This is a genomic window from Micromonospora sp. WMMD882 (assembly GCF_027497255.1).
Lineage (GTDB): Bacteria > Actinomycetota > Actinomycetes > Mycobacteriales > Micromonosporaceae > Micromonospora.
Genome location: NZ_CP114903.1, coordinates 1,885,066 through 1,897,074, shown reverse-complemented (window position 1 = coordinate 1,897,074; position 12,009 = coordinate 1,885,066). Strand labels below are relative to the sequence as shown.

Sequence of the window (12,009 nt, the reverse complement as noted above, 5' to 3'; positions counted from 1 at the left end):
GGAGGCTCCCCACACGGCGGCCGGTCACCGTCGGGACCGGCCGGCGTCCGACGGGGTGGACTGCGGACTGTGGGCGCGGCGGACCGGCTGGTCAGCCGGTGGCGCGTCGCCCGTCGTGGGTCGAGTCGCGCATCCCGGCGACGAGGTCCTCGCGGGCCCGGGCCACCCGGGAACGGATCGTGCCGACCGGGCAGTCGCAGACCTGCGCCGCCTCGGTGTAGGAGAGCCCGAGCAGTTGGGTGGCGATGAACGCCTCCCGGCGGGCCGGGGCCAGACCGTCCAGCAGGTCGCGCAACGCCACCTGCTCGTCGAGGCCGAGACCGCCCTGCCGGAACGCGGCGACCTCGGCCGCCGCCTGCCAGTCGTCGAGCCGGGTCTGCGGTGGCCGGCGGGACGCCGTGCGGAGGTGGTCGGCGGCCACCCGGCGGGCGATCGCCAGCAGCCACGTCCGGGCCGTGGAACGGGCTGCGAAGCGGGGCAGCGCGCGCATGGCCCGCAGGTAGGTCTCCTGGGTCAGGTCGTCGGCCTCCCCGGGATGCACCAGGAACGCCAGGAAACGGTGCACGTCCCGGTGGGTGACCTCGATGAACCGGGTGGCGGCGGGCCGGTCCCCGGTCTTGGCCGCCAAGGCGAGCCGGGTAACGGTCTCGTCGTCGGCCCGCTCGGCGAACATGCGGCACACCTTAGCCCGAATGTCCGCGTCGGTGGGGGTGGCCGTACGCGGGTCGGGGTGGCCGGCACGGGGTGCCGTCCGCCACCATGGGCGGGTGAACTGCGTTTCCAGCCGGGACGCCCTGTCGGCCCGCCTCGACGGGGTGGAGGAGCCGGGTGTGGGCCCGGCGCTCGACGACCACCTGGCGTCGTGCCCGTCCTGCCGCCAGTGGCACGCCGACGCGGCGGAGGTCGGCCGGCTGCTGCGCGCCCTGCCGGCGCCGCCCAGCCGGGGGGTCTCCGACGACGTCCTCGCCGCGCTCCCGGGCCCCCGGTGGGCCCGGCTGTCCGGCGTGCTGCACGGGCTGCTGGGCGTCCTCGGGGCCGGGCAGTTCCTCCTCGGGGCGACCCAGATCGGGGCGCTGGCCGGCGGGACGCACGTGCACGCCGGGCAGTTCGCCAGCGCCGGTCACCTGTGGCACGAGTCGGCCGCGTGGAACCTCGCGATCGGGACGGCGTTCGGCCTGATCGCCGTCCGGAGGGTCCGGCCGGCGGCCATGATTCCCGTGCTGACCGTCTTCGTGGCGGTGTTGACCCTGCTCAGTCTCGGGGACGTCGTCGCCGGCCGGGTGCAGCTGGTCTGGCTGCTCAGCCACGGGGCCCTGCTCGCCGGGTACGGGGTGCTGGTGCTGCTGCGCCACCCGCTGCTGGACCGTGGCGTGCCGCCGACCGGGCCCCGGTCGGGACGGTGGCGACCGGTCTTCGACGACCCGGAGGACGACGCCGACGCCGCCCGGCGGTCGTGGCGGGGGCGGTCCGGTCCGACGGAGCCGGTGACCGCCCCGCGCGAGGTCGCCTGACCCGGCCGGGCGCTCGCCGCGCGGGTGGCCGCCGGTCGGCCCGGCGTCGCTCACACGAAGATCACAAGGGCCAGCAGCAGCACGACCAGCAGCGCCCCCACGGCCGCCTGGAGCAGCAGGGGCGGGCCGAGGTGGGACCACACCGTCGGCGGCCGGGGGGTCAGCCACTGGGTGGTGGTGATGTTGACGATCCGTTCGATCCGGGGTGGCAGGTCCGGGTCGCCCTGGTCGCGCAGGGTGAGCTGGACGTGGTCGCCGGGGTGCACCGCGCTCTGCGCCAGGTGGCCGTGCAGCTCCACCTCGTAGAGCTGCCCGCCGGTGTCGCGCAGCCGGACCGGGGTGACCAGGAACTCGGGCCCCTTCTTGAGGTCCTTCCAGGTGCGCCGGGCGCCCGCGCCGCCGCCCACCTTGAGCAGGGTGCGCGCCAGCAGGGTCACCAACTGCACCACGCCGGCCGCGGCCACCACCGCCACTAGGACCGGCTGCCCGACCTTCATCTCGCGGGTGTAGCCGTCCATGAATCGGACCACCCGCCCGGTGAAGATCCTGCCGGTGGGGCGGAGGATCCGCGGGCGGCGGAGGTCGCTGTCCATCTCGTCACCACCGATAGTCCTGTTCTGTGCACCGATGGTATCGGTCGGGTGAGTTGAACGACGTGAGTGAACGTCTTCACGGGCGCGGCGGGGCCGTGGCCAGCGGCGGCGGGGCGGTGGCCAGGAGAGGTGACAACCCGACCGGCGCGGGTAAGCGCGGTGCCGAGCCGGAAAGGGGTCGAGCATGGAGCTGTCCTTCCTGCGCCCGCTCTACGAACGCCCCGGGCCGTGGTGTTCGGTCTACCTGGACGCCTCCCGGGACACCCAGGACGCCCGTCCCGCGCTGGACCTGCGCTGGCGGGCCCTGGCCGGCCAGCTCGCCGACCAGGGAGCGGATCCGGAGACCGTCGCGGCCCTGGACCGGACGGTCCGTGGCCACGATCCGCTGACCGGTGACTACGGGCTGGCCGCCTTCGCCGCCGACGGGCGGGTGCTGCTCGCCGAGTACCTGTCCGCCCCGCCCGCGAAGGACCTCGCCACGTACGGGCCGTTGCCGCACACCATGCCGCTGGTCGCCCAACGCGGCGAGGAGGTCGCCTGGGTGCGGGTGCTGGCCGACCGCTCCGGGGCCGACGTGGTCGCGGTGAGCGCCGGCGGGGTGCCCCGGCGGGCCCACGTGCGGGGTCGGGAGAGCTACCAGTTGCGCCGGGTCAAGCCGGGTGGGTGGTCCCAGTCGCGGTACCAGCGCGCCGCCACCGAGGCGTGGCACCGCAACGCCGGGGACGCGGCGGCGGCCACCGCCGAACTGGCCGAACGGGTCGGCGCGGAGGTGGTGGTGCTGGCCGGGGACGTCCGCGCCACCGGCGTGCTCGCCGCCCAACTGCCGCGCAAGTGGCAGGACCGGATGGTCCGTACCGACGCGGGCGCGCGCACCGGCGGCGCGGACCCGGCCGCGATGGAGGACGTCACCGTCCAGACCGTCGCCGAGGTGGCGGACCGGCGGATCCGCGAGACCCTGGACCGGTTCGGCGTGCAGGAGGACGTCGGGGCGGGCCTGGCGGCGGTGGTGTCCGCGCTGCGCCGCAACCAGGTCGACACCATGCTCATCGTGGACGACCCGTCCTCGACCGACGAGCTGTGGGTCGGGCCGCAGCCCACCGACATCGCCGCCGACCCGGAGCAGTTGGCCACCGCGGCCGTCGACCGGCCCCGACGGGTACGTGCCGACGCGGCGCTGCTGCGCGCGCTGGTCGGCACCGGCGCCGCGCTGACCGTGCTCGGCCGCGACGAGGCGCCCGACCTGACCGACGGGGTCGGGGCCGTGCTGCGGTACGTCGACGCCGGCACCCCGGGACGGGAGCCCGCCTGACGGCGTCCGGTTGTGGGCCGGGTCGCTGGTCAGCGCCGTTTAGCCGGCGGGGCCGGGGGCATCTACTGGCGCAGTCGATCTGGGAGGTCCCATGTCCGATCCCGCGGCGCGCCGTCACGGCCCCGCGCCGTTGCCCCAGCCGCGTGGCCCGGTCTCCGCCGCCCTGATCACCGCGTGGCGGGAGCCGCCGCACGAGCTGCCGGCGCGGCTGGAGCTCGACCCGGCCGACCCGCTCACCGACGAGGACCTCCAACTGACCCTGCTGCTCTGCTACGAGCTGCACTACCGGGGTTGGGCCGGGGTGGCCGACGAGTGGGAGTGGGAGCCGTCCGTGCTGGCGCTGCGGGCGCGCGCCGAACGACCGTTCGAGGCGGCCGTGCGCCGACTGGTCGGCCCGCAGCCGGCTGTGCCGGCCGCCGAGGTGCCGGCGGCGTTGACCACGTTGACCCGGGCCGACCACGGCCCGCCGCTGGCGGCGACCCTGCAACGGCGGGCCACGCTGGCCCAGTTCCGGGAGTTCGTCACCCACCGCTCGGTCTACCACCTCAAGGAGGCCGACCCGCACACCTGGGGGATCCCCCGGCTGGGTGGGCCGGCCAAGGCCGCGCTGGTGGAGATCCAGATGGACGAGTACGGCGGCGGCCGGCCGGAGTGGGTGCACGCCGAGCTGTTCCGGCGCACCATGGACCGGCTCGACCTGGACAGCGGCTACGGGGCCCACGTCGACGCGGTTCCCGCGGTGACCCTGGCGACCGGCAACCTGATCTCGCTGTTCGGTCTGCACCGGCGGTTGCGTGGCGCGTTGGTGGGGCACCTGGCTGCCTTCGAGATGACCTCCTCGCTGCCGAACCGCCGGTACGGCAACGGGCTGCGTCGGCTGGGCCTCGACGAGGCCGCCACCCGCTTCTACGACGAGCACGTGGAGGCCGACGCGGTGCACGAGCAGATCGCCGCGTACGACCTGTGCGGCGGGCTGGTCCGGGCGGAGCCGGAGCTGGCCGCCGACGTGCTGCTCGGCGCGGCGGCGTGTCTCGCGGTGGACCGGCTCTTCGCCGGGCACCTGCTGTCGAGCTGGGCCGCCGGCCGTAGCTCGCTGCGTCCGGCCACGGTCACCGACCCGCCGCTGCCGGTGGCCGCCTGAGCCCCGCGCCGCCCGTGGCCGCCGACCCGCCGCTGCCGGTGGCCGGCTGAGCCAGGCCCGCGCTTACCGTGCCGGCCCGCGCGGGCGCGGCCGGCGTGAACCGGGGTCGGCCGGCGTCGACCGGGGCCGGGTAGCCGACCGGTTGGCGGTCAGTCGGCGCGGAAGCCGGTCGCCTGGTGGGAGCCGTCGCAGAACGGCTTCAGCGCCGACTGTCCGCACCGGCACAGCGCCACCGTCCCCCGCCGCGCGTCGATGCGCTGGCCGTCCGGGGTGAGCAGGGCGAAGTCCCCCCGCACCAGCAGTGGCCCGTCCGGGTAGGCGGTGATGGTGGCTGCCGTCTCGGTGGCGGTCCCGTCGTCGCTGTCGTCGTCGGGCGTGGCACGGCTGTCGTCGTCGGGCATGGCACCGGAAGTGCCCGCCCGGACGGCCGTGAAACTCCCGCCGGACCCACCGTCGCCGCCCGCGTGACGACCGGGCGTGGACGACCGTCGAGGGGCGGCGACCATCGAAGGGGTACCAGCCTCGGATTCCCCCCGCCCGGTGGCGGACGCCCCGTTTGAACCCGATCCGGACGGGAAGCCGGCCCGCGTGGTGAGCGAACGGGGACGGCTCGGACCGGGGCGCGGGACGCGCGGACGGCCGACACCGGCCGAGACCGGACCGGCCGGCGACCGGGTGGTGTCGGTGGGCAGCGTCGCCCGCGTCCTGGTGGCGGCGACCGCCCGCGCCCTGCGCGGGGCCGACTGCGCGGACCTGTCCCACCCCTCGACGGCGGGCCGGTTCCCGGGCGCTCCCGAGCCGGTGCGGCGGGCCGCCGTCGTCCGGGCCGCCGGCCGGGTGGCGCTCAGCGTCGACCAGGCCGCCGCGGTGGACGCCGAGCGGGTGGCCGGTTGGCTGGTCGACCAGTACCCTGCGGCGGGGCGGTTCCCGGGGGCGGTGCTCGGCTCGGCGCACGGGTCTGCCGCCCACCTGGCGGTGGCGCTCGGCGTGCCGTGGCTGCCCGCCGGCTTCGAGGTGACCGCGCACTGGAACGACGGCGCGGTGGACCGGCCCGACCGCGCCCGGGACCACGGCGCGGCGTTGGCCGGTCGGCTGCTGCGCGGCAACGACGACGTGCACGTACGGCAGGTGCACTGCCCGGCCACCCGGGGCGCGCTGGCCGGCGCGACGGTGTCGCTGGCGGTGCGGTGGCGGCGTGTGCCGGCGGCGTACGCCCGGTTCCTGGCCGACCGCCTCGACCCCGGCGCGCCGGTGCTGCTGCTCCGCGACGCGCGCACCTGGCCGGTCGGGGACGCCGGGGGTGGGCACAGCTTCCAGGTGGGGTGCCCGGCCAGCGGCCTGGACCCGGTGGACTTCCACCCGGACGCGCCGGCCCTGCGCCAGGTGCTCCGTTGCGCCGGTGGGGACAGCGGGCGGTGGGATCCGCCCCAGGTGTCCGTTCCGCGGGCCCCGGCCGAGAACGGCGTGGAGTCGGGTTTCGAGGTGAGCCTGCGGGATTGGGCCGTTCGCCGGGGGCATCCGGTGCGCCGGGTGCTCGTGCCGCGGCCCGAGGTGCTCAGCGCGGCCACCGCCGACCTGTACCGGGGCTGGCTGCGCGCCGCCGGCAAGACCGGTGACCGGTTGGTGGTCGAGTGCGGCCGGCTGCTCGACCCGTGGCAGGTGGTGCGGGCGGGACTGGTGCCGTACTGGTGTGAGAACGCCACCCGGCGCAGCGTCTCGGCCGCCGAGTGGTGGTTGGCCGGCAGCGAGCCGTTCAGTTCGGTGGACGTGCTGCCGGAGCCGCCGGGCGTGCCGTCGCCGGCGTGGGCCGGGTTGCCGCAGTGGTTGGCCGTGGCGGCGTTCGGTCGCCGCCGCCGGGCCCTGGACCGGGTCGCCGCGCGCGGCTACCCGGTGACCTCGGTGCCCACCCGCCGGGCCACCGAGGTGCTGCGCGGCCAGGCGTACGACCTGCCGGCGCCGCCGCCGCTGCCGGTCGACGTCGCGTTGGCCGCGTTGCGGGCCAGCGGTACCGGGCAGGGGCTGCTGGTCACCTGATCCGCCCGTCGGCCGCGGCCCGACCCGCCGTCCGACCGGGTCGGCGCGGGGCAGCCCGGCGAAACATCCTCGCGACCTGACCTCTCCGTGGTTGAGTACCTACAGAGCGGGAACACCGCTGGCTGCGACGGCCTGATCATGCCGCGTGGCGTCGCTGTTGCCGCTCGTCGGCATTCCTGTCTTCCGACCTGTTTCCGCATCCGGGCACGGCCGTGCCGCGCCCGGACGCGGTCGGGCGGGGACCTTCGGTGAGGGAGGCGCGAATGTTCGGACAGCCCACCACGACCACCCCGACACCGACCGACCGGGGTCTGGAGGACCTCGACGCGGCGGCCCTGGCCTACGCGGCGCGGATCGAGGGCCTTCCGGCGGAACGACGCCAGGAGGCCCGGGACGACCTGGTCCGGTTCGCCCTGCCGTTCGCCGGTCGGCTGGCCCGGCGGTACCGGGGCCGGGGGGAGCCGCTGGAGGACCTGGAGCAGGTCGCCCGCCTCGGGCTGGTCAACGCGGTCGACCGGTACGACCCGGAGCGCGGGTCCTTCACCGCGTACGCGGCCATCACCATCGTGGGGGAGATCAAGCGGCACTTCCGGGACCGCACCTGGGGGGTGCACGTGCCCCGGCGGCTGCGGGACCTCATCCTGGAGGTGGGGCAGGCGACCTCCGCGCTGACCAGCGAGTTGTCCCGCAGCCCCACGGTGGCGGAGCTGGCCGAGCGGCTGGAGACCCCGCAGGAGGAGATCCTCGCCGCCCTGGAGTCCGCCGCCGGATACAGCCCGGCGTCGCTCAACGCCCCGGTGGGCGGGGAGAGCTCCGCCGAGTTCGGCGACCTGGTGGGGGAGTCGGACAATGCCCTGGAGTCGGTCGACGACCGGGTCACGGTCAGCGGCCTGCTGCACCGGCTGCCCTGGCGGGAGCGACGGATCCTGGCCATGCGCTTCTACGGCAACCAGACCCAGGCGGAGATCGCCGCCCGGTTCGGCATCTCGCAGATGCACGTCTCCCGGCTGCTGTCCCGGGCGTTGACCTGGCTGCGGCAGGCCATGCTCGCCGACGCCCCGCCGCCCTGGCAGAACGGCGAGCAGGCCGACGCCGGGCGTCCGGTGACGGCGAAACGTACCGCCGACCGGGTGGCGGTGGGCGGCCAGGTCGGTGAGCCGACGGTCGGTGGCGGAGTGGTCGGCCGGTCCGGCCCGCGCTGACGTCCGGTCAGGACGACTGACCCGGCGGGTGTCGCCACCGTTCGTCGCCGTCCGGCTCCCGCTCCGAGTCGAGCGGGTCCGCGCCGTCCTCGTCGGTGCCCTCGAAGCTGGGCCGCAGCACGTCCTCCGGCTCCGGGACGTCCACCGGTCGGGCCCCGGAGCGGGGCGCCGGCTGGTAGGCGACGGCTTCCCGGGCGCCGCCGGCGCCGTGCGCGCTCGGCGACTCCGGCCGGTGCTCCTCGGGGCGCATCTCCTCGCCCAGGCTCTGCGGCGGGCGGGTGGTGCGCTGCGGCAGGTCCCGTCCGAGGTCGGCGACGAGGGTGCCGTACTTGGCGTCGAACGCGGGCCGCTCGGAGCGGATCCGGGGCATCCGGTCGAAGTTGCGCAGCGGCGGCGGGCAACTGGTCGCCCACTCCAGGGAGTTGCCGAACCCCCAGGGGTCGTCGACGGTGACCATCGGCCCGTACCGCCAGGACTTCCAGGCGTTCCAGACGAAGAACAAAGTGGACGCGCCGAGCAGGAACGACGAGACGGTGGAGATGGTGTTCAGCGTGGTGAAGCCGTCGGTGGGCAGGTAGTCGGCGTACCGGCGGGGCATGCCCTCGTTGCCCAGCCAGTGCTGGACGAGGAACGTGCCGTGGAACCCGACGAACATGGTCCAGAAGTGCGCCTTGCCCAGCCGCTCGTCCATGAGCCGTCCGGTCATCTTCGGCCACCAGAAGTAGAAGCCGCCGAAGAGCGCGAAGACCACCGTGCCGAACAGCACGTAGTGGAAGTGGGCCACCACGAAGTAGGTGTCGGTGACGTGGAAGTCCACCGGCGGGGCGGCGAGCAGCACCCCGGTCAGCCCGCCGAGCAGGAACGTGACGAGGAAGCCGACGGCGAACAGCATCGGCGTCTCGAAGGTGAGCTGCCCCTTCCACATGGTGCCGATCCAGTTGAAGAACTTCACGCCGGTGGGCACCGCGATCAGGTAGCTGAGGATGCTGAAGAACGGCAGCAGCACCTGACCGGTGCCGAACATGTGGTGCGCCCAGACGGTCATCGACAGGATGGTGATGGCGAGGGTCGCCAGGACGAGCCCCTTGTAGCCGAAGATCGGCTTCCGGGAGAAGACCGGGATGATCTCGGTGATGATGCCGAAGAACGGCAGCGCGATGATGTACACCTCGGGGTGCCCGAAGAACCAGAAGAGGTGCTGCCACAGCATCGGGCCGCCGGTCGCCGCGTCGTACACGTGCGCGGCGAGCAGCCGGTCCGCGGCCAGCGCGAGCAGCGCGGCGGCCAGCAGCGGGAAGACCAGGATCACCAGGACGCTGGTGAGCAGCATGTTCCAGGTGAAGATCGGCATCCGGAACATGGTCATGCCCGGGGCGCGCAGGGTGAGCACGGTGGCGATCAGGTTGACCGCGCCCAGGATGGTGCCCAGCCCGGAGAGCACCAGTCCGATGATCCACATGTTCGCGCCCACGCCCGGCGAGTGCTGCAACCGGCTCAGCGGCGTGTACGCCGTCCAGCCGAAGTCGGCCGTGCCCTCGGGGGTGAGGAACCCGCCGACGACCATGAGGCCACCGAGCAGGAAGAGCCAGTACGCCAGGGCGTTCAGCCGGGGGAACGACACGTCCGGGGCGCCGATCTGGATCGGCACCAGGAAGTTGCCGAACCCGAACGCGGCCGGGGTGGCGAACAGCAGCAGCATGATCGTGCCGTGCGAGGTGAAGAGCTGGTTGTACTGCTCGGGCGAGAGGAACTGCATCCCCGGCCGGGCCAGCTCGCCCCGGATGAGCATCGCCTGCGCCCCGGCGACGAGGAAGAAGCCGAACGAGGTCAGCAGGTAGAGCAGCCCGATCTGCTTGTGGTCGGTGGTGGCCAGGAAGCGGAGCAGTTGGCTGCCCGGCAGCGCCGGACGTACCGGCCCGGGGTAGCCGCCGAAGCGGGCCGGGGCGAGGATCGCCGGTCCGCGGTCCCGGGCCGGCTCCGGGTCCGTGCTGGTCGATGTCGTCATGCCGCTTCTCACCCTTGCCGCGACCGGGAACGGGACGGGCGTGCCTACCCGTCGCCCCACCCATCAAACCAGGCGAGAAACGAAAAAATGGGCGTAACGCTATACGGCCGGCAGCAACGCCCAGACCACCTTGCCGTCCCCGGCCGGCGCGGTGCCCCACCGCTGGGTGAGCTCCCGCACCAGCAGCAGACCCCGGCCACCCGGTACGTCCGGGCCGGGGCTGGCCGGACGGGCCGCCGCGCGACTACCGTCGGCGACCGCGACGTGCAGGTACGGGCGGCGCAACGTCAGCGTGACCTGCATCGGGGTGCCGGCGTGCCGGACCACGTTGCCCACCAGCTCGCTGAGCACCAGCGAGGTCGGGCCGACGAGCTGCGGGACGTTCCACCGTCCGCAGGCGTCCTGGGTCAGCTCCCGGGCCCGCCGGCAGGCGTCGGCGACGGGCTGGAGCCGGACCCGCAGCCGGGGTGTCGCCACGTCGCGGACCTCCCGGGTGGCCTCCGCGTAGTCCCGGCGGACCGGCACCACCGGGCAGCGCGCGTCCGCCGCCAGCCAGCTCGCCGCCTCCGGCGGCGGGGCGCAGAGCACCATCGGCACCGCCGGCCAGTCCGCCGCCTGCCGGGCGGCGGCCCCGAAGACCGACAGGGCCGACCGGTCCCGTACGGCCAGCCGGGCCAGATCGACGACGAGCGCGTCGGGCTGCGCGGCCAGGCAGCGGTCCAGCGCCCGCTGCGCCGTCGTCATCGTCGACCGGTCCAGGGTGCCGGCGAACCTGACCACCGTCACCGGCGGATCCTCACGCACCTGGTAGGTGAGCTGCCTCGACATGTCGCCTCGCTCCGTGGTACCCGATGCTCGCGGCGGTCCGATGATCTCTCGTCCCGATGGCTGCCGCAGTACCCGCCGCCGGCCGACCGAAACCGCCCCGGCCGCGACCATGACGCCGGTCATGGTCGCCGCCGGACCGTGCGGGAGGGTGACCCGGCACGTGCGGCGTCGGGCCGGTCGGCGGTCGGCGGGCGCTGCGGTGACCGTGCGTCAGGCCGGCTGGAGCCCGGTCGGGGCGAGCTGCCGGACCCGCTCGTAGAGCGCGACGTACCGCTGCGCCATCACCGCCGGGGTGAACCGGAGCGCGGCCTCCCGCCGGCACTCCTGCGGATCCAGCAGGCCGGCGGCGTGGACCAGCTCGCCGAGCTGCTCCTCGTGCCCGGTGAGCAGCCCGGTGCGGCCGTGCGTGACCAGCTCGGGCAGGCAGCCCCGGGCGGTGGCCACCACCGGGGTGCCCAGGGCCAGCGACTCCACCACCGCCGTGCCGCCCGGCTCCTCCCACCGCAACGGGAACAGCATGGCCCGGGCGGACGCGACCAGGTCGTCACGCTCCTGACCGGCCACCGTGCCCACCCAGCGCACCCGGTCGCCGTCGACGTGCGGGGCGACCTCGTCCAGGAAGAACCGCACGTCCGGGTTCTGCCGGGCCTCGGCGCCGGCCGCGGCCAGCTCCTCCGGCCGGTGGTACGGGCCGACCGGGCCGGCCAGCACCAGCCGGAAACCGGTCCGCTGGGCCAGCCGGGCGGCCACGTCCTGCCCCTTGCCCGGATTGATCCGGCCCAGCACGACCACGTGGTCGCCCTTGACCGGCGACGGCCGGCGGTCGGCGTCCACCGCGAGCGGGGTGGACAGGTGCACGTGCCCGACCGAGTGGTCCCGCAGCGCCCGCGGGGCGCGGGCGAGCTGGGACGCCGACACCCCGTTGACGCGGACCCGGTCGCCGCCGTCGAGATGACCGTAGAGGGCGGGGTGCTTGGCCAGGTCCCAGTGCAGGGTGTGCAGCACGGGCGGGGCGTCCGGCTCCATCGCGGCGAGGGTGGCCAGCCCGACCGCCTCCACGTGGTCGTGGACCAGGTCGACGTCGTCCCGGGAACGCAGCTCCCGGACCACCCCGGCCAGGTGCGCCTGGGCCAGCCCGCACACCTGGTTGTAGGGGCGTTGCAGCGCGGCGAACTGCCCGTCGGGAAAGACCGAGATCCGCTCGTCCACCGGCAGGGCGCTGGTGCCGACGGAGGCGAGCACCACCCGCACCCCGAGCCGCCGCAGCTCCGGCACCAGGGTGGCGATGACGTTCTCGATGCCGCCGTAGCCGGGCGGCGGCACGGACAACCACGGACCGGCGTTCATCAGGACGGTCAGGCTCATGGGGTGTTCCTTCGCTCGGCG

General features: G+C 75.0%; 11 protein-coding genes. 5 read left to right on the top strand and 6 right to left on the bottom strand.

Annotated features, from left to right (window positions below; translation table 11 throughout):
* Positions 1–91: 91 nt before the first annotated feature.
* Positions 92–673, bottom strand: coding sequence for a sigma-70 family RNA polymerase sigma factor (locus tag O7606_RS07310; RefSeq protein ID WP_281598308.1), 582 nt, complete (start codon positions 671–673; stop codon positions 92–94).
* Between the two features lie 94 nt (positions 674–767).
* On the opposite strand from O7606_RS07310, the gene O7606_RS07305 reads away from it, so the two are divergent.
* Positions 768–1,511, top strand: a complete 744-nt coding sequence (locus O7606_RS07305; protein WP_281598307.1) for a hypothetical protein — start codon at positions 768–770, stop codon at positions 1,509–1,511.
* 50 nt (positions 1,512–1,561) lie between these two features.
* Here O7606_RS07305 and O7606_RS07300 read toward each other — a convergent pair whose 3' ends face one another.
* A complete protein-coding gene (locus O7606_RS07300; protein WP_281598306.1) occupies positions 1,562–2,104 on the bottom strand; it encodes a hypothetical protein in 543 nt (180 codons plus the stop codon).
* Between the two features lie 184 nt (positions 2,105–2,288).
* Here O7606_RS07300 and O7606_RS07295 point away from each other — a divergent pair, with 184 nt between their 5' ends.
* Both O7606_RS07295 and O7606_RS07290 read left to right on the top strand, forming a co-directional pair.
* Complete coding sequence (locus tag O7606_RS07295) at positions 2,289–3,413, top strand: Vms1/Ankzf1 family peptidyl-tRNA hydrolase (RefSeq protein ID WP_281598305.1); 1,125 nt, start codon at positions 2,289–2,291, stop codon at positions 3,411–3,413.
* Positions 3,414–3,504: 91 nt separating this feature from the next.
* Positions 3,505–4,554, top strand: a complete 1,050-nt coding sequence (locus O7606_RS07290) for an iron-containing redox enzyme family protein (RefSeq protein WP_281598304.1) — start codon at positions 3,505–3,507, stop codon at positions 4,552–4,554.
* A 149-nt stretch (positions 4,555–4,703) separates the two neighbouring features.
* On the opposite strand, the gene O7606_RS07285 is transcribed toward O7606_RS07290, so the two are convergent.
* Positions 4,704–4,955, bottom strand: coding sequence for a CDGSH iron-sulfur domain-containing protein (locus O7606_RS07285; RefSeq protein WP_281598303.1), 252 nt, complete (start codon positions 4,953–4,955; stop codon positions 4,704–4,706).
* 274 nt (positions 4,956–5,229) lie between these two features.
* Between O7606_RS07285 and O7606_RS07280 the strand changes: the two genes are divergently transcribed.
* Positions 5,230–6,588, top strand: coding sequence for a hypothetical protein (locus tag O7606_RS07280; RefSeq protein WP_281599534.1), 1,359 nt, complete (start codon positions 5,230–5,232; stop codon positions 6,586–6,588).
* Between the two features lie 263 nt (positions 6,589–6,851).
* Complete coding sequence (locus O7606_RS07275) at positions 6,852–7,790, top strand: SigB/SigF/SigG family RNA polymerase sigma factor (protein ID WP_281598302.1); 939 nt, start codon at positions 6,852–6,854, stop codon at positions 7,788–7,790.
* Positions 7,791–7,797: 7 nt separating this feature from the next.
* Here the strand turns inward: O7606_RS07275 and ctaD are convergent, their stop codons facing one another.
* The 3 genes from ctaD to O7606_RS07260 form a co-directional block, all read right to left on the bottom strand.
* The gene (ctaD, locus tag O7606_RS07270) at positions 7,798–9,795 is read right to left on the bottom strand and encodes a cytochrome c oxidase subunit I (protein ID WP_281598301.1); all 1,998 of its coding nucleotides are present in this window, start codon (positions 9,793–9,795) and stop codon (positions 7,798–7,800) included.
* Between the two features lie 99 nt (positions 9,796–9,894).
* The gene (locus O7606_RS07265; RefSeq protein ID WP_281598300.1) at positions 9,895–10,623 is read right to left on the bottom strand and encodes an ATP-binding protein; all 729 of its coding nucleotides are present in this window, start codon (positions 10,621–10,623) and stop codon (positions 9,895–9,897) included.
* 210 nt (positions 10,624–10,833) lie between these two features.
* Entirely contained in the window at positions 10,834–11,988 is a 1,155-nt protein-coding gene (locus O7606_RS07260) for a glycosyltransferase (protein WP_281598299.1), read from the bottom strand.
* Between the last annotated feature and the right edge of the window lie 21 nt (positions 11,989–12,009).